The organism is Mycobacterium sp. NGS11 (genome assembly GCF_059813315.1).
This window is the reverse complement of sequence record NZ_JCALEJ010000005.1, coordinates 206,031-227,755: the sequence shown is the minus strand read 5'-3', so window position 1 is coordinate 227,755 and position 21,725 is coordinate 206,031. Positions and strand designations below refer to the sequence as shown.

At 66.3% G+C, this 21,725-nt stretch carries 22 protein-coding genes and 1 pseudogene; 10 read left to right on the top strand and 13 right to left on the bottom strand.

The features are described 5' to 3' along the window. Window positions 1-73: 73 nt before the first annotated feature. From AC5Y4T_RS09505 to AC5Y4T_RS09490, 4 genes are all read right to left on the bottom strand, one after another. A complete protein-coding gene (locus tag AC5Y4T_RS09505) occupies window positions 74-1,183 on the bottom strand; it encodes a PPE family protein (protein ID WP_499952808.1) in 1,110 nt (369 codons plus the stop codon). 691 nt (window positions 1,184-1,874) lie between these two features. After that, the gene (locus AC5Y4T_RS09500) at window positions 1,875-2,369 is read right to left on the bottom strand and encodes a nuclear transport factor 2-like protein (protein ID WP_499952807.1); all 495 of its coding nucleotides are present in this window, start codon (window positions 2,367-2,369) and stop codon (window positions 1,875-1,877) included. Then, window positions 2,366-2,869, bottom strand: coding sequence for a nuclear transport factor 2 family protein (locus tag AC5Y4T_RS09495; protein ID WP_499917359.1), 504 nt, complete (start codon window positions 2,867-2,869; stop codon window positions 2,366-2,368). Before AC5Y4T_RS09495 ends, AC5Y4T_RS09500 begins: the two co-directional genes overlap by 4 nt. A gap of 27 nt (window positions 2,870-2,896) precedes the next feature. Beyond that, window positions 2,897-3,784: a class I SAM-dependent methyltransferase gene (locus AC5Y4T_RS09490; protein ID WP_499952806.1), complete on the bottom strand. Its 888-nt coding sequence runs from the start codon at window positions 3,782-3,784 to the stop codon at window positions 2,897-2,899. An 83-nt stretch (window positions 3,785-3,867) separates the two neighbouring features. Here AC5Y4T_RS09490 and AC5Y4T_RS09485 point away from each other — a divergent pair. After that, window positions 3,868-4,068 (top strand): annotated as a pseudogene (locus tag AC5Y4T_RS09485) (GntR family transcriptional regulator); the annotation flags it as partial. Between the two features lie 403 nt (window positions 4,069-4,471). Beyond that, a complete protein-coding gene (locus AC5Y4T_RS09480) occupies window positions 4,472-5,278 on the top strand; it encodes an aminotransferase-like domain-containing protein (RefSeq protein WP_499952885.1) in 807 nt (268 codons plus the stop codon). Between the two features lie 15 nt (window positions 5,279-5,293). Here AC5Y4T_RS09480 and dnaB read toward each other — a convergent pair whose 3' ends face one another. Next, window positions 5,294-6,670 (bottom strand): replicative DNA helicase, encoded by a 1,377-nt coding sequence (gene dnaB / locus AC5Y4T_RS09475; protein WP_499917365.1) that lies wholly within the window; start codon window positions 6,668-6,670, stop codon window positions 5,294-5,296. 289 nt (window positions 6,671-6,959) lie between these two features. On the opposite strand from dnaB, the gene AC5Y4T_RS09470 reads away from it, so the two are divergent. Next, entirely contained in the window at window positions 6,960-7,205 is a 246-nt protein-coding gene (locus tag AC5Y4T_RS09470) for a hypothetical protein (RefSeq protein ID WP_499917366.1), read from the top strand. On the opposite strand, the gene rplI is transcribed toward AC5Y4T_RS09470, so the two are convergent. From rplI to AC5Y4T_RS09430, 8 genes are all read right to left on the bottom strand, one after another. Beyond that, window positions 7,202-7,660, bottom strand: coding sequence for a 50S ribosomal protein L9 (gene rplI, locus AC5Y4T_RS09465; RefSeq protein WP_065029504.1), 459 nt, complete (start codon window positions 7,658-7,660; stop codon window positions 7,202-7,204). The genes AC5Y4T_RS09470 and rplI overlap by 4 nt on opposite strands. Before the next feature lie 30 nt (window positions 7,661-7,690). After that, window positions 7,691-7,945 (bottom strand): 30S ribosomal protein S18, encoded by a 255-nt coding sequence (rpsR, locus tag AC5Y4T_RS09460; RefSeq protein WP_003874730.1) that lies wholly within the window; start codon window positions 7,943-7,945, stop codon window positions 7,691-7,693. A 43-nt stretch (window positions 7,946-7,988) separates the two neighbouring features. Next, entirely contained in the window at window positions 7,989-8,513 is a 525-nt protein-coding gene (locus AC5Y4T_RS09455) for a single-stranded DNA-binding protein (RefSeq protein WP_499917367.1), read from the bottom strand. A gap of 89 nt (window positions 8,514-8,602) precedes the next feature. After that, window positions 8,603-8,893, bottom strand: a complete 291-nt coding sequence (gene rpsF / locus AC5Y4T_RS09450) for a 30S ribosomal protein S6 (RefSeq protein ID WP_007771721.1) — start codon at window positions 8,891-8,893, stop codon at window positions 8,603-8,605. Window positions 8,894-9,027: 134 nt separating this feature from the next. Next, the gene (locus AC5Y4T_RS09445) at window positions 9,028-9,669 is read right to left on the bottom strand and encodes a DJ-1/PfpI family protein (protein WP_499952805.1); all 642 of its coding nucleotides are present in this window, start codon (window positions 9,667-9,669) and stop codon (window positions 9,028-9,030) included. Then, on the bottom strand, window positions 9,666-11,327 hold the full coding sequence (locus tag AC5Y4T_RS09440) for a glycosyltransferase family 87 protein (protein WP_499952804.1): 1,662 nt from the start codon (window positions 11,325-11,327) through the stop codon (window positions 9,666-9,668). Before AC5Y4T_RS09440 ends, AC5Y4T_RS09445 begins: the two co-directional genes overlap by 4 nt. After that, window positions 11,324-13,981, bottom strand: coding sequence for a transglycosylase domain-containing protein (locus AC5Y4T_RS09435; RefSeq protein ID WP_499952803.1), 2,658 nt, complete (start codon window positions 13,979-13,981; stop codon window positions 11,324-11,326). Before AC5Y4T_RS09435 ends, AC5Y4T_RS09440 begins: the two co-directional genes overlap by 4 nt. Next, window positions 13,974-14,408 carry a DUF5318 domain-containing protein gene (locus AC5Y4T_RS09430; protein WP_499917371.1) on the bottom strand — a complete coding sequence of 145 codons (435 nt, stop codon included), beginning with the start codon at window positions 14,406-14,408 and terminating at the stop codon, window positions 13,974-13,976. Before AC5Y4T_RS09430 ends, AC5Y4T_RS09435 begins: the two co-directional genes overlap by 8 nt. A 120-nt stretch (window positions 14,409-14,528) precedes the next feature. On the opposite strand from AC5Y4T_RS09430, the gene AC5Y4T_RS09425 reads away from it, so the two are divergent. The 7 genes from AC5Y4T_RS09425 to AC5Y4T_RS09395 all read left to right on the top strand — a co-directional run bounded on the left by AC5Y4T_RS09425 (window position 14,529) and on the right by AC5Y4T_RS09395 (window position 21,724). Next, a complete protein-coding gene (locus AC5Y4T_RS09425; RefSeq protein ID WP_499952802.1) occupies window positions 14,529-15,407 on the top strand; it encodes a DUF1707 SHOCT-like domain-containing protein in 879 nt (292 codons plus the stop codon). 155 nt (window positions 15,408-15,562) lie between these two features. Next, complete coding sequence (locus AC5Y4T_RS09420) at window positions 15,563-16,105, top strand: PadR family transcriptional regulator (protein WP_499952801.1); 543 nt, start codon at window positions 15,563-15,565, stop codon at window positions 16,103-16,105. 55 nt (window positions 16,106-16,160) lie between these two features. Then, window positions 16,161-17,267 (top strand): inositol-3-phosphate synthase, encoded by a 1,107-nt coding sequence (locus AC5Y4T_RS09415; protein WP_499917374.1) that lies wholly within the window; start codon window positions 16,161-16,163, stop codon window positions 17,265-17,267. Between the two features lie 147 nt (window positions 17,268-17,414). Then, the gene (locus AC5Y4T_RS09410) at window positions 17,415-18,542 is read left to right on the top strand and encodes an LLM class flavin-dependent oxidoreductase (RefSeq protein WP_499952800.1); all 1,128 of its coding nucleotides are present in this window, start codon (window positions 17,415-17,417) and stop codon (window positions 18,540-18,542) included. After that, complete coding sequence (locus tag AC5Y4T_RS09405; protein WP_499952799.1) at window positions 18,539-19,708, top strand: sulfotransferase family protein; 1,170 nt, start codon at window positions 18,539-18,541, stop codon at window positions 19,706-19,708. The genes AC5Y4T_RS09410 and AC5Y4T_RS09405 overlap by 4 nt, the downstream gene beginning before the upstream one ends. A 1-nt stretch (window position 19,709) precedes the next feature. Beyond that, a complete protein-coding gene (locus tag AC5Y4T_RS09400; protein ID WP_499952884.1) occupies window positions 19,710-20,513 on the top strand; it encodes a sugar phosphate isomerase/epimerase family protein in 804 nt (267 codons plus the stop codon). Window positions 20,514-20,515: 2 nt separating this feature from the next. Further along, a complete protein-coding gene (locus tag AC5Y4T_RS09395) occupies window positions 20,516-21,724 on the top strand; it encodes a DUF1214 domain-containing protein (protein ID WP_499952798.1) in 1,209 nt (402 codons plus the stop codon). Window position 21,725 lies beyond the last annotated feature (1 nt).

Sequence of the window (21,725 nt, the reverse complement as noted above, 5' to 3'; positions counted from 1 at the left end):
GGAAGTCCGAAAGCGTTGGCTTGGTGCAGCGATGGTCGACAGCAATTGGCCAGGACGTTCGCCGTCCGACCTCTCAGCCCCCTGACGGAGGCCGCCGCATGATGTTGCCAAAGATCGGCGGTCCATAACCTTTCTCGTCCGGCTTATCCCGCTGGGCCTTGCGCGCTCCCGGCGGCATCGGCGGAACGAACATCGGGATCAGCGGAGCGCCTTCTGCAGAGGTTGCCACCAACGGGGCCTCGGTGGCAGCCAACTGAATCGGGGAGGTGACCGCCGAAGGCGGGACCACAAGGTTGCCCACATACAAACCTTTGCTCATATTCGCGGTGACCGAAGCTTCCACCGCCCCGGCCTCAGCGGCGGGAGGAGCGTAGAGGTTGGGCACGCCTCCCACGGCCTCTGGACCGGTGAGGTTGTATGCGAGAGCGAGGTTGCGTGGGGTGGGGGCCAGCACGTCTGGGAACTGGCCGGGGACGAAATCATGGCCTCCGGTGAACGCAGCAAGGGCGTTGAACGGGAACCCGCTCTGGACGACGCTAGCTTCCTGATTAAGGAAGAAACCGATGGTGGGATTCGAGAAGAAAGGATCCGTCGGAAGGTTCAACGCGGGCGGATCGGCAGCGGCCTGTGCAGCGGCTACGGCAGCGCGCTGGTTGGCCACGCCGGCTGAGTTGGTGGTAGCGGCGGGAGACGAGAATGTCGGCATCGCCATGGTCTGCAACCTGCTGGCGTGGTAGGCCATCAGCGCGGTCGTGTTACCCGCCCACATCTCCATGTACTGGGCCTCGGTGGCGGCGATGGCCGGAAAGTTGATGCCGAAGAAGTTCGTCGCAATCAGGTGAGACAGCAGTGCGCGGTTTGCGGCCACGACGCTCGGATGCACCACAGCTGCCTGGGTGGCGACGAATGAGCTGGCCATGGTGGTGGCCGCCACCGACATCTGAGCGGCTTGCATCGCCGTCGTGTTTAGCCAGGCGATGTAGGGAACCGTAGCGAGGGTCATCGCCGTCTTTGATGGTCCCTGCCAGGGGGTGGCGGCCACGGTGCTGGCGTAATCCGAGGCCGTGCGCCCCAGCTCGATCGCCAACTGGCGCCATGCGGTGGCAGCGCTGAGCAATGATCCAGGCCCCGGCCCAGAATGAATTAGTGCTGAGGCGATCTCGGGAGGAGCCGAAAAGTCCATGCCCGCCCCGTCAAAGGTCGACGTCGTTAGCAGATGCGGCAAAGCCGTGCACGGTAGCCATGCTGGTAATCCTTCAATGTCGGGCTAACGGTGCCGGGGCACTTTAGTGGTCTATCACAGGGGGAGCTCGAGCGGTTGAACATTGAGCAAACTTTGCTGCTGGCGAGCGTCCGGTTGCATCACGCAGCTCCGCGCGGTGATCTCGCCTACGTGAGCATCTCTTTGATGCCGGGCGTTTGCTTTACTCGGTCGGTTTCGGCGAAGACAGTGCGACACTGGTATTGGTGACGACGACACGGCCACAGCCGAGCGGTCAGAGGAAGCAGTTGAGATGAAGACGGCAATAACGAGGGTGTCGGCGGCGGCGGCCATCGCGCTGGCATCCCTTTGTGTATCCCACGGACAAGCGCACGCCGACGATCCCTGCGACGGCATCACCGATCCGGTCGACCGCCAGGCCTGCATCGACCATTCAATCCCGGATAACCCCTTGCGTACAGCCCAGGGCGATTGCCAGGCGAGCCCAGCTTACGGAGCGCTGGGCCAATTCTGTCGAAACTGAGATCCAGCCGGAACTTGCCGACTATGCCTGCGGCACAGGTTGTTCCGTACGGCTTGCTGATTTCGATGCGCCGGTGTGTCCAATCAAGCAGCGCGGCGTGACAGGTAATCGGTCGAAAGTCGTCGCAAATCAGCGTTGACGAAGTCTCGCCCAGCCGGCGGCTAGCGTCATCCCTGGCGAGCCGAGCATCAGCTGCAGTATCTGCAGTGGGTGCAGGGTGGGCCGGACTTTCAGGTAGCTGTACAGGCGCAGGTCGATCACCTTGCCCTCGTGGTCAAATCGCCAGACTTCGATACCGCAACCCTGGTGGCGCCCGCGCGGTCCACCGCGCCACTCGTTGACGATGGTGTCCTCGGTGGCGGCGACAAGCTGCTTTTCAAGTGTGAACCGGCGTGCTTTGAATGCCGCGCAATTCCTGGCGTACGCGTCGTGGATGGCGTGCACGCCGACTGATTCCTCGCGTGCGCCGTCGGTGATCATCACCGCCCGCGCGTTGGGGGCGTAGATGTCATACACCATGTCGGTGAGGCATTCGTTGGTCGCGCGCGCGACGGCTTCGACGAAAGCGGCGGCGTCTTCGGGCCGCCGCCCTAGCTCGTGAGCCGCCGCCGTCGGCCCCGTCATCGATCGCCACCCCGCCGGGTCGACTGGATCGCGGAAATGCCCGCAGCAAGGATGATTCGCGTACCCTGCCGCAGCAGCGCCGCCAACGCGCGGGGTCGGCGCACCACCGACGCAGCCATTGTCAGCGCATCGCAATACAAGATCCGCCGCCGTACCCGTCCGGACCCGTCGAGCTCATAGCGGTCGATCGCCGGAACGGAGACCGACGTGCCGCCGAGCGTTCCCTTGATCAAGAACTCGATGTAGACGAGGTTGTCAGCGGAAACCGCCCAGTTCACCACGTCGATGTGCAGGTCCGGCATGAGAGTGAAGACTCGGCGCCAGTACGCGCTGGCCTGCTCGCGACCACGCACGTCGGCAAGTAGCGGTTGGGTATAACAGACGTCCGGGTGGGTCAGGGCGTCCAGACGTCCGATCGTGGGTGCGGCCCACACCTCACGAAATTGTTGCACGAATGCGGCTGCCGTTGCTGAGGCTGGTTCGTCGAGTTTTCCTGTCATTTCCCTCGTTTCGATCGGTTGGATTGGTCAGACCCGGCGGGCCGAAGCGATCGCAAGCCAGTCGTCGCCGGTCAACCTGCTGGCATGCGCCGAGTCATAGCGCTGTAGTAGTGCGGACACGGTCGCATGCTCGCAGCGCTCAAAACCATGGGCCGCCAGCACAGCGTCCAGCTCTGCTGCGGTGAAGCCACTTCGGTACGCTTCGCCGCGCCGCGCCACCACCCGGGCCACCCGCTGGGCGCTTTTCCACCGGGTGGTGCCGGTGATGACCCCGGCATCGACATAGTCGACGACGAGGTGACTGCCCGACGCGCACAAGACAGAGAGATCGGCAAGCGTCTGTTCGATCGTGTGGCCGGTGAGGTACGGGCTGACCCCGAGCCACACGATCACGCTGCGCTTGAACGGATCGAATCCGCTGGCGAGTAGCCGTTCGCGAAGCGCGTCATGCTCGAAATCGCATGGCACCCATACCGTTTGGCACTCCCGGGACGACGGCAACAGCCTCTCGATTGTGGGGCGCTTATCCGTCTGGGTCGTCGGCGCGTCCACCTCGAAGATGGTCAGCGGGATCCCGGCCAGGCGCAGGGTGGTCGTGTCGAACCCGGCACCGAGCAGCACCAGTTGATCGATGCCATCGCCGATCGCGGCCTGACAGACGTCATCGGTGTAGCGGACCCTCAACACGATGTGAGCGTGGAGTCCACCGCAGAGCCGGTCGAACACCCGCACGGCGGCGCCGGCCGGCAGCCGGTGAACCAGCATGGCCCGCAACGCCGGATGACGCACGAAATGCCGCGAGTACGGGTCGTCGAGGAGGCTACGGCGAGCGAACTGCAGCGTTTCTGCTGCCCGCTGCGCTGCGTTGACCTGGGCAGTCAAACTCGCCTTGGTCTCCACGCGTCGGGCGGTCACCACTCCTCTTCCGCGCTGCGGTGATTTCGCGATCACGCGTCCGAAACTACAAGGCAACCGGTTCGCCTGTATGGTCCAATTTGATGCCTAATTCGTGGACCAGTAGCGGCACCGGCGTCGACCTGCACCTGGAGCTTGCGCCGAGCCGCGGTCGCCGCGAGGCGCTCGAAGATGCGCTGCGGCAGGCCATCCGCGACGGCCGTCTGGCCGCCGGCGAACGGTTGCCGTCCTCTCGCGCGCTGGCCGAGCAACTCGGCATGGCACGCGGAACCGTCGTCGAGAGCTATGCACAGCTGGTGGCCGAGGGATACCTGCGTACTCGGCCCGGTGCGGGCACCGAGGTGGCCCACGCGTTGCATCCGCGGCCACAGCCCGATGCCGAACCGGTTGCTCCCCGCATCGCCGCGGATTTTCGCCTAGGGCGCCCGGACCTGAGCATGTTTCCCCGCACGGAGTGGCTGCGCGCACTGCGGCAAGCCTTCCAGGTCACCCCGCATTCCGAACTCGGTCCGCTGGATCCGCGCGGGTCCCCGCGGCTGCGCGCTGTGCTCGCTGACTACCTGGGCCGGGTGCGCGGAGTGCTCACCAGCGCCGAGCAGATCGTCATCTGCAGCGGTTTCACGCAGGGCTTGCGGCTGGTGTGTGACGCGCTCGCCGCCGCCGGAGCCCAGGCCATCGCCCTAGAGAATCCCTGCCTTCCCGATCACCGCCCCGACAGCCATCGCCAGCGGGCTCGAGGTCGTTCCCCTCGACGTCGACCGCGGCGGCGCCCGGGCGGAAGGATTCAGCACATCATCGATTGCGGCCGCCGTCCTCACCCCCGCCCACCAAGCCCCGCTGGGGGCGACGCTGGCCGCCGATCGGCGCGCCCACTTCGCCCGCATCGCCGCGCAACGCGGCGCGTATGTGATCGAGGACGACTACGACGGGGAGTTTCGCTACGACCGCCATCCCGTCGGCGCGCTGCAAGGACTCGCCCCGGAGCATGTCATTTACGCAGGCAGTGCCAGCAAGATTCTGGCTCCCGGCATCCGCCTGGGGTGGCTCGCCTTGCCCGTCGATTTGCTCGGCGCGGTCATCGAGGCCAAGCGCCGCGCCGACCGCGGCACCGACATCCTCGCCCAATTGGCTTTCGCGGAATTGATCGAGTCGGGCGCGCTCGATCGCCACGTCCGACGGATGCGCCGGCGTTACCGGCAGCGCCGCGATGCTTTACTGGCCACCCTCGGCGACTCTGCGCCGGCGATGTCGGTACATGGGGTCGCCGCCGGTCTTCACGCTGTCGTCTCGTTACCCGCGGGAATAACGGAGGCTGACGTCATGGTCGCTGCGCGCAAGCAGGAGATTGCCCTAACCGCGTTGGCGCCGTTCTGGCACCGCGACCCCGGCACTGCCGGAATAGTGGTGGGCTACGGGACACCGTCGGAACACGAATACCCAGCGGCAGTCGAACGTCTCGGACACTTACTGCGCGCTGTCAATGCGCGCAGATAATGCGTAACTGCTACGTCAGCGCGCCATGTTGGTGAACCGCGACAGGTGCAGCTGGTGCGCGACCGTCACGGTCTTGGTGGGGCCGTTGCGGTGTTTGGCGAGAATGAAATCCGCCTCTCCTCCGCGTGGGTCATCGCGCTCGAATGCGTCCGGGCGGTTCAGCAGGATCACCATGTCCGCATCCTGTTCCAGGGATCCCGATTCGCGAAGGTCCGACAGCATCGGCTTCTTATCTGTGCGCTGCTCGGGACCGCGGTTCAGCTGGCTGATCGCGACGACGGGCACCTCGAGCTCCTTGGCCAAAAGCTTGAGTTGGCGCGAGAATTCGGATACCTCGAGTTGTCGCGACTCGACCTTCTTGCCCGACGACATCAACTGCAGATAGTCGACGACGACCAGGCGCAGGTCGGATTTCTGCCGCAGCCGACGCGCCTTGGCGCGGATCTCCATCATCGTCAGGTTGGGCGAGTCGTCGATATACAGTGGCGCCTCGCTGATTTCGCTCATCCGGCGCGCCAGCCGCGTCCAGTCTTCGTCGCTCATGCGACCGGACCGCATGTCGGCGAGTTTGATCTTCGCTTCCGCCGACAGCAGCCGCATGACGATCTCGGACTTGCTCATCTCCAGCGAGAAGATGACGCTGGCCATCCGGTGCTTGATCGAGCACGACCGCAAAAAATCCAGACCCAGTGTCGATTTCCCCACCCCGGGCCTGGCCGCCACGATGATCATCTGGCCGGCGTGCAAACCGTTGGTCACCTCGTCGAGTTCGGTGAAACCGGTTGGGACGCCGCGCGCCACACCGCCGTTGGAGGCGATGGCATCGATCTCGTCCATGGTCGGCTGCAGCAGATCCTCGAGCGGAACGAAATCCTCCGACGTCCGGCGCTCGGCCACCTCGTAGATCTCGGCCTGCGCGCGGTCGACCACCTCGGCCACGTCGGCACCCTCGGCGCCCGCGTAGCCGTACTGCACAACCCGGGTGCCGGCCTCCACGAGGCGCCGCAGGAGCGCCTTTTCGGCCACGATGGTCGCGTAGTAGCTCGCGTTGGCCGCGGTCGGCACCGTCGAGATCAGGGTGTGCAGATAGGGTGCCCCACCGATGCGACGCAGCAGGTTGCGCCGGTCCAGTTCCGCGGCGACCGTCACTGCGTCGGCCGGTTCGCCGCGCCCGTACAGGTCCAGGATCGCGTCGTACACATTCTGGTGGGCGGGCCGGTAGAAGTCGCCGGGCCGCAGCCGCTCGAGGACGTCGGCGATGGCGTCCTTGCTGAGCAGCATGCCGCCAAGCACCGCCTGCTCGGCCGCCATGTCCTGGGGTGGTTGCCGCCCGAAGTCCTCGCTTGGCGGCGGGGAATCCATGCCCGACGCCAAGTCATCGACGACCGCCACGGGTTCCCTCCTCCCCTGGTTCACGCATCCGAACATACATTCGATAGCCGACAGCGGGCGTAGGTCAAGACCCTGACAACCTGCGCCGCACAGCACCCGTACGCCCGGCGCCGGGACGACGTTAAACGTTGCTGGCTAGTACGCAAAGGGGGTGCTGTTCATGAAGGTGTGCATCGTGTGTGCATATCCGTCGACACCTGTGTTGAGCGGGGTGTGGAGAACCTGTGGATTAATGCAAAGGGTTGGGACATCACTGCAGATACCGGCCATACAACGGCATCAAAATCGTGTGGACAAGAATCTCTACGGCGTGTCGCCGCAGGTTACTGCGCCGGGCGTGTTGGCTTTCCGCCATATTTTCCCAGCGTTACGGGCCGGTAAAGCGCCCCCGGGAAACGCACCCCAGAAATTGTTCGCCAGCGCGCGCGTCCGCGATCCGCACCAACGGATGGCGCCCTCGCGGCCGCAGTACAACGAAGCCCGGCGGCGGCCGATCAAGGCCACCGCCGGCAACGAGCAAACGTCGCGTGCTTAGCTCTGCGCGACGACCTCGAGCGCGACCTCGACGTCGACCTCGGGGTGCAGGTGCACCGCCACCGGGTGGGTCCCGACGGCCTTGATGTGCGATTTGGGCAGCCGCACGATCCGCTTGTCCAGGTTGGGACCACCGGCCTTCTTGATCGCGGCGACGACATCGCCGGCGGTGACCGAGCCGAACAGTTTCCCGGAATCGGCCGCGGTCTTGACCGGCAGCGAGACCGGTCCGAGCGCCTCGATCGCCGTCTTCAGTTCGTTGGCGTGCCCGAGGTCGCGCACGGCCTTGGTTTCGCGGGCCCGGCGGATATCGTCGGCCTGCCGCTGCGCGCCGCGGGAGGCCACGATCGCCAGACCGCGCGGGAGCAGGAAGTTGCGGCCGTAACCGTCCTTGACCTCGACTGTGTCGCCGACGGTGCCAAGGTGGTCGACGTCAGCCGTCAGAATCAGCTTCATCGTTTCGTACTTTCGGTAGGCCTGCGGCGACTATCGCGCCGAGGAGGTAAAGGGCAGCAGCGCCACCTCACGGGCATTTTTAACCGCGATGGCGATGTCACGCTGGTGCTGCACGCAATTGCCGGTGACCCGACGCGCGCGGATCTTGCCGCGCTCGCTGATGTACGTACGCAGCAGCGCGGTGTCCTTGTAGTCGATCGCTTGATCCTTCTTGGCGCAGAAGACACACTTGCGTGCCTTGACCGGCTTTTCTGGAGCCGGCCGCCTCTTGTTGGACTTGGCCATGTCTGTCTTTCTTTCCGTTCTCTATTACTGAAGTTTTGTCGAATCAGAAGGGCGGTTCGTCGTCCCCGCCGCCGAACGAACCCGATGCGGGAGCACTGCCCCATGGGTCGTCCGCGGGCGCGCTGCTCGCCGGCGCCGATTGCTGGCGGGATCCACCGCCACCGCCACCGCCGAAGCCGCCGCCTCCACCGCCACCGCCGCTGCGGCTGGCCTTGTTGACCTTGGCTGTGGCGTACCGCAGCGACGGGCCGATCTCGTCGACCTCCACCTCGACGACGGTGCGCTTCTCACCTTCACGAGTCTCAAAAGAGCGCTGCTTGAGCCGGCCCGTCACGATGACCCGGGCACCACGCGTGAGGCTCTCCGCGACGTTCTCGGCAGCCTCGCGCCAGATGTTGCACCGCAGGAACAGCGCCTCACCGTCTTTCCATTCCCCGCTCTGGCGGTCATAGATCCGCGGCGTCGACGCCACGGTGAAGTTCGCGACGGCGGCACCCGACGGGGTGAACCGCAGTTCGGGGTCGGCGGTCAGGTTTCCGACGACGGTGATAGTGGTGTCACCAGCCACAATTTCCTCCTGGGGCCGCTTCTGAGACGGTGTCCTGGCTGAGCCTACGCAAGTCCACCCACGGTGGACCCGCGACGCAGCCGAAGCTGTTAGTGCTTGTCGGTGCGCATCACCTTGGTGCGCAGTACCGACTCGTTGAGGCTCAGCTGCCGGTCGAGCTCGGATACCGTCGCCGGCTCGGCCTTGAGGTCGACGACGACATAGATGCCTTCGGCGTGCTTGGCGATCTCGTAGGCCAGGCGGCGCCGGCCCCAGATGTCGACCTTGTCGACGGATCCACCATCTTTGCGGACGACGTTGAGGAACGTCTCCAGGGATGGGGCCACGGTGCGTTCGTCGAGCGTGGGGTCAAGAATGACCATGATTTCGTATGGACGCATGGAAACCTCACCACCTCCTCTGGTCTCAAGCGGCCACGGGCGTTCCGTGGCAGGAGGGTCGCCTGCGTCGGCAACCGGATCAGGCTACCGGATAGTCGGCTGACCAGAAAAATCCGGCCGATTTGGCAACCTCGCTATTGCCGGGCGGTCAGGTATTCCTCGGCCCTCGCCACCGTCGCGGGAGCCGCCTTGGCGAGCGCGCCCGAGTCGAAGGGCGGGTGCGGGTCGTATTCGATGAGCAGCTGAGCCGCCTGTGCGGCCTCGCGATCGACGAGCAGTTCCACCAGCCGCAGGGCCATGTCGATGCCGCTGGACACCCCGGCGGCGGTGATGATCCGCTGCGGCAGGTGTTCGACCACTCGCTCCGCAACGTAGCGGGCGCCCAAACCATTGAGGAGTTCGGCGGCCCGCCAGTGGGTGGTGGCGGTGAGCCCATCGAGCAGGCCGGCCGCGGCCAGCAGCAGCGCGCCGGTGCACACCGAGGTGGTGAACCTGGTGTTGGGGTGCACCGCCTGCAGCCACCCCCGGATGGCCTCGTCGTGAATCAGCTGCCGGGTGCCGATGCCGCCGGGGAACACCACCACATCGGGAGCGCCCACCTCCTCGAAGGTGGCGTCACAACTGACGCCGAGCATTCCGTTCTCGGTCCGCACCTCACCGCGGTGGTGCCCGACGAACACGACGTCGATCGACGGAATGCGTTGCAGGACCTCGTACGGACCCACCGCGTCGAGTGCGGTGAATCGGGGAAAGATCGGGATGGCGACCTGCGTCATGACCTGGCGCCGCTTGCCAGTGCGGGTTGCTCGTCGGCTTCGTCGTCGGACGCCGGGATGCTCGAACGGCGCGACCCAACCGGTCGCAGCCAGTCCGGCAACCAGCCGGGCGGGGCGTCAGCCGCGCGGTCGAACGGTCCGCCCGCCGGATCGTCCGCCCGCGCGCCCCATCGCACCAAATCCTCGCCGGGGCGGTATATCTGGCGAATCACCAACGCACACAAGACGATAACCGCGACGTCGCGCAGCAACACGGTGGTGGTGAAGAACTGTTCGGGCAGCGAGCGGTTGGGGTTGCCGTACAGGTAATACATTCGCGGCACCCACACCAGCGCGTCGACGGTCATCCATGCCAGCAATAGCCGGCGGTGCGGCAGAGCCAGCACCGCCAGCGGCACCAGCCACAGCGAGAACTGCGGGCTCCACACCTTGTTGGTCAGCAGGAAGGCCGCGACCACCAAGAACAGCAGTTGCGCCACCCGCGGACGTTGCGGCGCGGTCAATGCGATGAATGCGATTGCGGCACAACACGCCACGAACAACACCGCGACGACGGTGTTGAGCACTGTCGGCGGCTGCCAGAAACCGAGCTTGGGATCGAATCCCCGCCAACCGGTGAAGGACTTGATGACGTTGTACAGCGAGTCCATGTCCTCGCCGCGCCGCGTGTTGAGCCGGAAGAACTCCGACCAGCCGCGGGGGAAGAACACCAGCACGGGCAGGTTGACCACGAGCCAGGTCACCCCGGCGGCCACCGTCGTGCGGACCCACGCGCGCAGCTGCCCGGTCCGGATTCCCAGCAGCAGCATCGGGCCCAAGAACAGCAACGGATACAGCTTCGCCGCGGCACCCAAGCCGATCAGCACGCCGGCCGGCACCGGTTTTCGTCGCGCCCACGCCAATAGCCCGGCCATCGCGAATGCCGTTGCCAGCGCGTCGAAGTTGGTGAATATCTGAAAGATCAATATCGGCGAGCCCGCCACCAAGGCGGCGTCCCAAATCCGCCGCCCAGCCAGGCCCGCGGTCGCCCAGACGGTGGCCAGCCAGGCCAGCGCCAGCCCGAATGCCGCGATATCGAAGAACATCACCACCTCGGCGACAACCGGAAGCGGAGCGAGCTTGCTCAGCGCGGTGTAGGTCTTCGCCAGTGCCATCGACACGTACTGATAGACCCCCGTCAGCACTGGATACTCCATGTAGCGCACCGCGGGCCGGCCGTCGTAGCGGATCTGCTGGGCGCCGGTCGAGTCGGTCTCGATCCAGCTCGATTTATAGGGAAACTTGCCTTGGCTCAACAACTCTGCGCTGTAGAGCGGCACGGTGTCGGAGTAGCACAACTCGTAGTAAGCGCGTTGGTTGTCCCAATTGGCCACCCGCTGATCGCCGGTCCCGGTGCCGGTGCTTTGCAGGCAGGCCGCCTTCGTCGACCAGCCCAGCGCCAGGAAGACCAGCCCGATCATGAACATCACCCGCAGCGGGGTCATCAGCCGCGAGCGGCCGATCAGCGCGTGCCGGCCCACCGGTCCACCGACGACGTCGGCGAGCGCGGCGCCCAGAAAGTCGTTGCGGCTCGGGCAATCTCGGGTGTCGGCGCTGCGCAGATCCGCCGCCAGCGGCTGCGGTGAAGTGGTCGCGACGTGCTCCGCGGCGTCGGTCACGGTGGCGGTTGCGGCGCTTGGGGTCCACCCGGCGGGACGCCGCCACCCGGGGGGCCACCGAACGGGGGGCCGCCGAATGGGCCGCCCGGGTCCGGACCACCCGGCGGGCCGCCGGGCGCCGGTGGCGCCGCCGTGATCGTCGTGGGCGGACCGACCGGAATGGTGATGCCCGGCGCCACTTCGATGGTGGGCTGGATGACGGTCTCCGAGGGCGGCGGTGGCGGCGGTGGCGCGACCGGCACGCCCGCATAGCCGCCGATCTCGGTCGGCTTCGGGAAGGATTCGTTGGAGGTGCCCTTCAGGGCCCCGTCCATGGTGGATTTCCAGATGTCCGACGGCAGCCCCGAACCGTAAACCGCTCCGCCCGAAGCGGTTACCAGCGGGCTATCGCCTTTGGCCGTGCCCACCCACACCGCCGTTGACAGCGACGGCGTGTAGCCCACCATCCAGGCGTCCTTGTTCGAGGTGGTGTCGCCGAGTTGGGTGGTGCCGGTCTTGGCGGCCGACGGCCTACCGCCTGCCAGCGCGTGGCCGCGGGAGTAGGCGGCGATCGGCACCATGGCCGCGGTGACGTTGTCGGCGACGGCCTTGGGGACGCGTTGCTCGCTCTTGTTGTCGGAGTTGGCGGCGTCGAAGAGCACCTGGCCGTCGGAGTTGACGACCTTCTGCACGAAGTGCGGTTGGTGATAGACGCCGGAGGCGGCCAGCGTGGCGTAGGCCGAGGCCATGTCGAAGACCCGGGTTTGATACTGGCCGAGCACAATTCCGTTGTTCGGTGGGCCGCCCTTGCCGTCCTCGGACAGGGTGTGGTCCACGCCGGGGAAGCTGGTGGCGACACCGGCTTGGTGCGCGGCGTCGGCGACGGCCTGCGGGCCGCCCTTGAGTTTGAGCATCAGCCGGTAGTAAGAGGTGTTCAGCGACATCTTGAGCGCCTGGGCGAGGTTGCAGGTCCCGCAGCTCTCGCCTTCGACGTTGGTGATCTTGATGCCATCGACCGTCAACGGGGAACTGTCGACCTGATAGCCCAGCCCAATGCCCTGCTCGAGTGCGGCCACCAACGCGAACACCTTGAACGACGACCCGGTCTGCAGTCCGGCCTGAGCGAAGTCGAAACCGTTGGCGTCGGTGCCCCCGAAGTACGCGCGGATCGCGCCGTCGTGCGGGTCGACCGAGACCGCCGCCGAGCGCATATCGGGGTCCTGGCCGTCGAGGTACTTCGACACCGCCTTCTCCGCGGCCTGCTGAGCCTTGGGATCGATGGTGGTGGTGACCTGCAGGCCCTGCGTGTTCAGGGTGCGCTCGTCGATGTTGAACAGCTCCATCAACTCTCGGGTCACCTGACGCTCGATCAGCCCGTTGGGCCCGGTCGTCTGGTTCTGCGCGCGCGCCTGATCCGGCGGCACGGTCGGCGGAAACTGCTGCGCGGAACGGTCACTCGAAGACAGCGCCTTGGTTTCCACCATGCCGTCGAGCACCCACGCCCAGCGCGCACGGGCGCCCTGCGGATCGACCGCCGGGTCCAGTGTCGACGGGCGCCGGATGAGCGCCGCCAGCAGCGCGCCTTCGGAGACGGTGAGCTGTTCGACGGGTTTGTTGAAGTAGGCCTTGGCGGCGGCCGAAATCCCGTACGCGCCCCGGCCGAAGTAGATGATGTTCAGATAGGCCTGCAGCACTTCGTCTTTCGACCACTCCCCCGACATCTTGGTGGCGATGACGAGTTCCTTGGCCTTGCGCATCAGGCCGCTGACTCCGTGCTGGGCCGATCCGACCAGCGCGTTCTTCACGTATTGCTGGGTGATCGTCGACCCGCCCTGCAGGTCACCGCTACCGAACAGGTTGTTGTTCACCGCCCGGGCGAAGCCGCTGAAATCGAACCCGGGGTTCGAGTAGAAATTGCGGTCTTCCGCGGCGATCACCGCCTGGCGCACATGCACGGGAACCTGGTTGATGTTGACGTCGACCCGATTGCCCTCCGGCGGAATGATCTTCGCGATCTCCGAGCCATCGTTGGCCAGGATCGTCGAAACCTGGTTGGTGCGAAGGTCTCCCGGCTTGGGGATGTCGACGATGAAGTAGGCCATCGCGAACGTGACGATCGGCAGCAGCACCAGCACCGCCGCGCCGATGTAAGCCCCGCGCCGGACCCACAGCCAGTTGATCCGCTCGGTCCAGGCCCAGTCGCGCCACGGTGGGGCGGGCCGCCCGCCGGGGCCGTCAGGTCCTCCCGGACGCCCGGGGCGCGGCGGCCCTGGGGGCGGTCCGCCGGGCGGACCACCGCCGAGGCTGGCCCGCTCCTGCCGGCCGGACGCCGGACCCCGGCCGTCCAGCGCGGCCTTGACCTCGTCGAGCGCGTCGCGCCGCAGAGGCGTCGAAGGGGGGCCGGCCAGCGCGGCTTTGACTTCCTCGATGGGATCGGAGCGCCGGGGCGCCCGGTCATCTCTGACCGGCGGCAGGATCGTCGTCATCCGATCATCGGGCGGGGCCTGACGGCGACGGTTGATCGTCGGCGGCGGCTCCCGGCGCTCGGGATCCCGCCTATCGGCGGCCGGGCGGTCGGGCCCCGGACGCTCGTCAGCACTCTGATTGCCCACACGCTCAGTCGCTGGCCCACGCTGGTCACCGGACGACTGATTGTGGCGTCCTTCGTTATTCAATGGCCGTGCGGGCGTTGTTGCGCGCCGTCCGCGTGCGTCCGGTGCCCCTGGGCGGAGGTGCCGGGCGCGCCGCGCCGAGCACATACGACTTGACGAGATGGTTCCAGCTGCAGGTGCGGCAAACCTCCACCACGTGGACGGCGAACTCGTCGAAGCGGGTTGCCAGCATCACCAATTCTTCGGCCGTGCGCGCCGAGCCCGACACCGCGCCGAGGTGTTCCCCGAACACCCATGACACCAGCGTCAACTGCTCCTTGCGGCAGATCGGGCACATGACCTGGCTCGGTTTCCCGTGAAACTTGGCGGCGCGCAGCAGATACGGGTTCGCGTCACAAACCTCGGACACGCCGGTGCGGCCCGAATACACCTCGGCCAGCAGTGAGCGCCGCCGGAGCGCGTAGTCCACCACTTGTCGCTGCAGTCGCACGCCCACCAGAGTACGTCGCCATCCCGAGCAGGGATACGCAACCGAAGCGTGGCGGTCCGTCCAGGGGAGTCGACGGTGGTTCCTGCGCCGAACCGGGACCGGACTTCTACGATCATCCCCGTGGCGAAATGGCTCGGGACACCGCTGGCGCGCGGCGCGACAACGAGTACCCGCGCCAAGGACACCGACCGCCAAGACACCTGCACGCTCCTCGACGACGCCCTGGCCGATGGCGAACTCTCCGCCGAGGAGCACCGGGAGAGGGTGAGCGCGGCCACCAAGGCGGTGACGCTGGGCGACTTGCATGCCCTGGTGAACGATCTGCAGACCAATGCCGGGCGCCCACAGCCCGACCTCGGCTCGGGGCCGAAGGTGCCGCGAGTCGGCGGGTGGGGGGTCCTGGCCGCCGCCTTCGTCGTGTCGGTGTTGCTGGGCATGGGGATCGGGTGGGGGCTGTACGGGAACACCCGCTCGCCGCTGGACTTCACTACCGACCCGGGAGCCAAGCCGGACGGCGTCAACGCCGTGGTGCTGACGGCGCCGACACAGCTGCACTCGGTCGGCGGGCTCACCGGGCTGTTCGAGCAGATGCGCAAGCGGATGGGGGACACCATCGGCTATCGGCTGGTGATCTACCCGACCTACGCGGTGTTGGACCGCCCGGACCCCTCCGACGACCGCCGGAAACTGGACTACACCTACCGCGGCGGCTGGGGCGATCCGACTAGTTCGGCGAAGAGTTCCACGGACGGCCCCGTCCCCGTCGACCTGAGCAGATTCGACGTGACCAAGACGGTGGGCATCATGCGCGGCGCCCCCGAGACGCTGCACATGAGGCCGTCTGACGTGAAATCCACGTACCTGATCGTCGAGCCGGCGACCGACCCGACCACTCCGGGCGCGCTCTCGCTGTCCGTGTACATCTCCAGCGACTACGGCGGCGGACACGTCATCTTCTCGGGTGACGGCACCGTCAAGCAGACCAGTCTGCCCACGTAAAGGCCGGTCCCCCGGCGCTTTCCGCGCCCAGGCTGTGTGACGAACTCCAAACCAACACTTGGTGGTGTTGTGGCTAATATATCGAGACGATACGATTGCGCGAGGCGTCGAACCGTCGTAACCAGCCACGCAAATCCTTCAGGGAGGTGATTCGATTGCTGGAGCTTGCCATCCTGGGTCTGCTGATCGAGTCGCCCATGCACGGCTATGAGTTGCGCAAGCGGCTGACCGGTCTACTCGGCGCGTTCCGGGCGTTTTCGTACGGATCGCTCTACCCCGCCCTGCGGCGCATGCAGAGCGAGGGGCTGATTGCCGAGAATGCCGCCCCGGCCGGGACGCCGGTTCGGCGGGCCCGGCGTGTCTACCAGCTGACCGACGAGGGCCGCCGGCGCTTCGGGGAGCTGGTGTCGGACACCGGTCCCCACAACTACACCGACGACGGCTTCGGGGTACACCTGGCTTTCTTCAACCGGACTCCGGCAGAGGCGCGGATGCGCATTCTGGAAGGCCGCCGCCGTCAGGTCGAGGAAAGGCGGGAAGGCCTGCGCGAAGCCGTTGCGCGGGCCAGTAGCTCGTTCGACCGCTACACCCGCCAGCTTCATCAATTGGGGCTCGAGTCAAGTGAACGCGAAGTCAAGTGGCTCAACGAGCTCATCGCTGCGGAGCGGGCTATGCCCGGCCTCTCCGAGCAAACGTAAACCCCGGCACGAACGCAGCATCCAGTCAGTGGTTAGAGGTTAGGAGAACGCCCATATGAGTGAGCATCAGCCGCCAAAGGCGGAAGGAGCGCAGTCGGAGGTACGAGTCGCCATTGTCGGCGTCGGTAACTGCGCGTCTTCGCTGGTTCAGGGCGTGCAGTACTACTACGACGCCGATGCCAACAGCACCGTGCCCGGTTTGATGCACGTGAAGTTCGGCCAGTACCACGTCCGCGACGTGAAGTTCGTCGCCGCGTTCGACGTGGACGCCAAGAAGGTCGGCTTCGACCTGTCCGAGGCGATCTTTGCGTCGGAGAACAACACGATCAAGATCGCCGACGTCCCGCCCACCAACGTGACGGTGCAGCGCGGCCCGACGCTGGACGGCATCGGTAAGTACTACGCCGACACCATCGAGGTGTCCGACGTCGAGCCCGTCGACGTGGTCGCGGCGCTGCGTGAGGCGAAGGTCGACGTGCTGGTGTCGTACCTGCCGGTGGGCTCCGAAGAGGCCGACAAGTTTTACGCCCAGTGCGCCATCGACGCAGGCGTGGCCTTCGTCAACGCGCTGCCGGTGTTCATCGCGTCGGACCCGGTGTGGGCCAAGAAGTTCGCCGACGCCGGTGTGCCGATCGTCGGTGACGACATCAAGAGCCAGGTCGGCGCGACCATCACCCACCGCGTGATGGCCAAGCTGTTCGAAGACCGCGGCGTGCAGCTGGACCGCACCATGCAGCTCAACGTCGGCGGCAACATGGACTTCCTCAACATGCTCGAGCGCGAGCGCCTCGAGTCCAAGAAGATCTCCAAGACGCAGGCCGTCACCTCCAACCTGCAGCGCGAGTTCAAGACCAAGGACGTGCACATCGGCCCGTCCGACCACGTCGGCTGGCTCGACGACCGCAAGTGGGCCTATGTGCGGCTCGAGGGCCGCGCCTTCGGTGACGTGCCGCTGAACCTGGAGTACAAGCTCGAGGTGTGGGACTCGCCGAACTCCGCGGGCGTCATCATCGACGCGGTTCGCGCCGCCAAGATCGCCAAGGACCGCGGCATCGGCGGCCCGGTGATTCCGGCGTCGGCCTACCTGATGAAGAGCCCGCCGCAGCAGCTGCCGGACGACATCGCCCGCGCCCAGCTCGAAGAGTTCATCATCTCGGGCTAAGCACCCTTTTCGCCCGCGAACGTCGAGTTGTTGCGGCGACAATGCCCCATAAGGCAGCCCAACAACTCGACGTTCAGCCGGCGTCGGTGCGGCGCGATCGCCGAACCATCGACACAATGCTGTGCAGCTGCTTAGCATCATGTCTCGATGACCGTTCAGCCCGCAGCGTTTCTGCGCACCACCCTCCCCCTCGACTTGTACGGGCTCGCCGGACTCGACAGCGGTCGCTACCACTCCCTCTGGCTGCCCGATCACATGGTCAGCTTCTGGCCGGACTCGATCTGGACGCCTGAGTTCACCGACCTCGCGACCGCGTCCCCCTCGCCGCACCGGCACCTGGACGGGCTGGCGGTGGCGGCCGCGGCGGCCGTGCTGACCGAGCGGGTTCCTCTGGTCAGCGCCGTGGTCGACACCGTGCGCCGCCACCCGGCCATGCTCGCGCAGACGGCGCTGACCATCGATCACCTCGCCAAGGGGCGTTTCATCCTGGGACTGGGCAGCGGCGAGAGCGAAAACACGGTGCCCTACGGCTTCGACTTCTCGCGGGCGGTCAGCCGTTTCGAGGAGGCGCTGGCGGTGATCCAATTGCTGTGGCGCAGCGACGGCCCTGTCGACTTCGCCGGCCAGTTCTATTCGCTGCACCATGCCCGCTTGGACACCGAACTCTACGAGGGTAGGTTGCCGCCGATCTGGATCGGCGCCAGCGGTCCGCGGATGCTCGACATCGCGGGCCGGTACGCCGACGGGTGGTGGCCGGCGGGCGCCTGGACTCCCGAGCACTACGCCCAGATGCTTTCCGCCGTGCGGTCATCCGCCGAACGCGCCGGCCGCGATCCGATGGCGATCACCCCCTGCTTCATCCAGGTATGCCTGATCGGTGCGGACGACGCCGCCCTCGCCGAGATTCTGCGGGCGCCCCTCGTCAAGGCGTTTCTTCTGCAGGTTTCAGCAAAGACGCTGCGCGACTTCGGCTTCGAGCATCCGATGGGTGAGAACTGGCGGGGCTTCCAGGACATCGACCCAGCCGTCCTCACCCGAGAGCGAATCGCGGAGTTTTTGGACAACGTGCACCCCGAGATGATTCTGGCCCTCGTCCCCCATGGCACACCCAAACAGGTCGCCAAGATCGTCAAGACGTACGTCGACGCGGGCCTGCGCGTGCCCAAGATCCTCGACTACGGCGCCATGGCCGGCTTGGAATACGCACAGGTTTCGGCAGCTAACGTGCGCGCGGCCGAGGACGAACTGATACAACTCTGCGGAGACCTGCCGTGACAACACATTTGGACGCCGCGGAGATGCTCGCCGCCGCCGAGGCGGAGACCGGGCTGCGCGACTACGGCGATCCCACCTTGCCCGAACGCTTCGCCGTCGCCGTCGACCACCTGAACGATCTGGGCATGGATGCCGATGGTCGCTTCGAAGCCGCGCAGGTGTGTCGTTGGCTGCTGACGTCGCGCCTCGAATTCATCGAGGACCGCAACCGCTACCCGATCGGCGCCGAAGTGATCGAGTCGCCGATGTTCGTCACCGGCGAACCACGTTCGGGGACAACGCTTATGCACGCCCTGATGTCGGTCGACCCGCGCGCCCGGGCGCTGCGGTTCTGGGAGGTGATGTATCCCTCCCCGCCACCGGGGCTGGCCGCACCCGACGACGACCGCCGGAGGCGCGCCGACGCCGACTGGCGCGAGATCAACGCCAAGATGCCGAAGTGGCTGCGCAGCCACCCGTACAACGACATGCTGGGCGACGGCCTTCCCGAAGACGAACGCACCTGGGCGTTCGATTTCCGGGTGATGACCCCGACCGCGTGGTGGCGGGTGCCGATGCAGTCGCTGGTCGGCGGTTTGGCGACCGACCCGGCCGCGCAGTATCGGCTGCACAAGGCCATGCTGCAGCAGCTGCAATACCAGCGGCCGCGAAAGTATTGGGTGCTGAAGGGTTTTCACGGCTTTCGGCTCAAAGAGATGTTCGACGCCTACCCCGACGCCACGCTGGTGTGGCTGCACCGCGATCCGGTGCAGGTCGCCGCCTCGCGCACGATGATGATGGCCGACATCGCCGAGGGTATGGTCGGTCCGGTCGACCTCCACGCCCTGGCGAAGCAGCATCTGGAGCTGACCCGCGCCGGTGTCGCCAATACGATGAGCAATCCCATGGTGGACGATCCGCGCATTCTGCATATCCGCTACACCGACTTCGTCGCCGATCAGGTGGGCACGGTGCGGCGCTATTACGCATTCGCCGGCCGCGAAGTCACGCCCGAAGCCGAATCCGCCATGCGTGACTACCTGGCCAACAATCGCGGCGACCGGTACGGCAAGTTCCGCTACTCCACCCCGTTGCTCGTCGATATCGGCGAAGACCTCGACGCGCTGCATGCCGAATTCCGGCCGTTTCGCGAACGATTCGGCGTCGAAATCGAAACCCGTGACTGACGTGACGACACCCCACAAACGTCTGTCGGTCCACGACGTCACCTTCTTCGGAGCTTCGCTGGCGGAGATGGAACAGCATTGGGCGCAACTCGGTATGTCGCGATTGAGCGTCTTGGACAGCGAACTGCTCGACCCGACATTCCCAAAGCTATTGCGGCACAACAAATACACCGTTGAGGCGGTATGCCACATCTTCGGTCACGGCCGGCTGGACATCGGGGCGCACGCGGCACGGGACGCCCTGTTGCCCGTGATCGACGCCGCGGCCGGGGTGGGTGCGCGCGTGGTCTACCTGCTGACCGGCGGGCGGGGCGCTCTCACCTGGCCGCAGGCCGCCGACCGCTTCAGCACCATGATCGGTCCGTGCGTCGAGCACGCGAAGCAGGCCGGCGTGGCGCTGGCGATCGAGAACGCCTCGAGCCTGTACGCCGACATCCATCTCGCCCACACCCTGCGCGACACCGTCGCGCTGGCCGAGATGAGCGGGCTGGGCATCTGCATCGAGTTGTTCCACTGCTGGGCGGAGGGCGATTTCGAAGCAATGGTGCAACGGGCACTGCCGCGAACCGAGCTCATCCAGCTCAGCGATTACGTGCTGGGTGACCGTGCGCTTCCGGGTCGGGCGGTGCCCGGCGACGGAGTGATCCCGCTCGAAAGGTTCATCGCCCAAGCCCTGGCCGGTGGCTACGCGCATGGATTCGACCTGGAACTGATCGGGCCCCGCATCGACGCGGAGGGCCGCCTGCAATCCGCCCGACGCGCCTGCGACGTCGTCGGCGCGATACTGAACAGATTGGGTGCCTGACAATGGCTTTCGGCGACGGTCCCGACGACGAGGCACTGCACTCGGCGTGGACCGAATTCTGTGCCAGGCTGCAACGCGCGGGCGAACAAGTCTTCAAAGACGCCAACCCGCCCACCGGTGTGCAGCGCGTTGACGCCTACCGATTCCTCACCCAAAACCTCGGGCAGGCCTTCGATCTCGCGCTCGAGACCCGCGACGCCGGCTACCCGGTGCTGCACACTTTCTGCGGCCCGACCCGCAAGCTCGGCGGCGACTGCGCCGACTTCACCTATCAGCAAGCCTGGATCGACGGGCACTCGACCTATCGGCTCACCGGCACCCGCGGCACCGCACGCTTCTTCAACGTCACCGTGCAGGGACGACGCACGCCCGGTCCGGGCGTCCTGCACGAACCGTTCGGCGATACACCGCAGGCGAACCTGCTCGGCCAGCAGCTCGATATCGATGACGGCGGACGGTTCGAGCTGTACATCGGCGGGCCCGAACGCGGACCGAACTGGCTGCCCACCACGCCGGAGTCACGAAAGCTGTTCATCCGCCAAGGGTTTGATCGCTGGGACGAACAACCGGCGCAGATGCGCATCGAACGCATCGACATGGCCTCCCCCAAGCCGTTGCCCGCCCCTGCCGACATGGTCGACGCGATGCGCTGGGCCGGTGATTTCGTCGCCGGCCTGATGTCCGATTGGCCCGAATTCCCCTTCACCCGCGGCGGGGTGGACGCCGAGCACCCGAACGCGTTTCCGCGCGTCGGCGCCAGCGACGCCGACAACAAGCGGGGCCGGGCCGCCGCCAACATGTATTGGGAGCTGGCGGCCGACGAGGCGCTGATCGTCGAGTTCGACGCCCATGACGGGCTGTGGATGTTCACCAACATGGGCGTCTTCTTCAACAGCATGGACTACCTGTACCGCCCGGTGAGCTACACGCCGAGCCGCACCAAGGTCGACCACGACGGCCGCATCCGGCTGGTTATGGCTCACCGTGATCCCGGTGTGCACAACTGGCTGGACACCCAGGGCTTCGAGCGCGGCAATCTGACCTACCGGCACATGCTCGAGGGCGAGCCCGCGGTGCTGGAGACCCGGGTCGTCAAGCACGACGAACTGCTTAGTGCCCTGCCCGAGGGCACCGCCATGGTGAGCGCATCAGAACGCGCCGCCGCGATGTGGGAACGCTTCCACGGCATTCGCCGCCGTTACCCTTTGTAGC

What these genes read in the sequence shown, in the direction of transcription:
- AC5Y4T_RS09505 (WP_499952808.1), bottom strand. Translation starts at nt 1,183, where the DNA reads ATGGACTTTTCGGCTCCTCCCGAGATCGCCTCAGCACTAATTCATTCT.
- AC5Y4T_RS09500 (WP_499952807.1), bottom strand. Translation starts at nt 2,369, where the DNA reads ATGACGGGGCCGACGGCGGCGGCTCACGAGCTAGGGCGGCGGCCCGAA.
- AC5Y4T_RS09410 (WP_499952800.1), top strand. Translation starts at nt 17,415, where the DNA reads ATGACCGTTCAGCCCGCAGCGTTTCTGCGCACCACCCTCCCCCTCGAC.
- rpsF (WP_007771721.1), bottom strand. Translation starts at nt 8,893, where the DNA reads ATGCGTCCATACGAAATCATGGTCATTCTTGACCCCACGCTCGACGAA.
- rplI (WP_065029504.1), bottom strand. Translation starts at nt 7,660, where the DNA reads ATGAAGCTGATTCTGACGGCTGACGTCGACCACCTTGGCACCGTCGGC.
- AC5Y4T_RS09395 (WP_499952798.1), top strand. Translation starts at nt 20,516, where the DNA reads ATGGCTTTCGGCGACGGTCCCGACGACGAGGCACTGCACTCGGCGTGG.
- AC5Y4T_RS09495 (WP_499917359.1), bottom strand. Translation starts at nt 2,869, where the DNA reads ATGACAGGAAAACTCGACGAACCAGCCTCAGCAACGGCAGCCGCATTC.
- rpsR (WP_003874730.1), bottom strand. Translation starts at nt 7,945, where the DNA reads ATGGCCAAGTCCAACAAGAGGCGGCCGGCTCCAGAAAAGCCGGTCAAG.
- AC5Y4T_RS09415 (WP_499917374.1), top strand. Translation starts at nt 16,161, where the DNA reads ATGAGTGAGCATCAGCCGCCAAAGGCGGAAGGAGCGCAGTCGGAGGTA.
- AC5Y4T_RS09445 (WP_499952805.1), bottom strand. Translation starts at nt 9,669, where the DNA reads ATGACGCAGGTCGCCATCCCGATCTTTCCCCGATTCACCGCACTCGAC.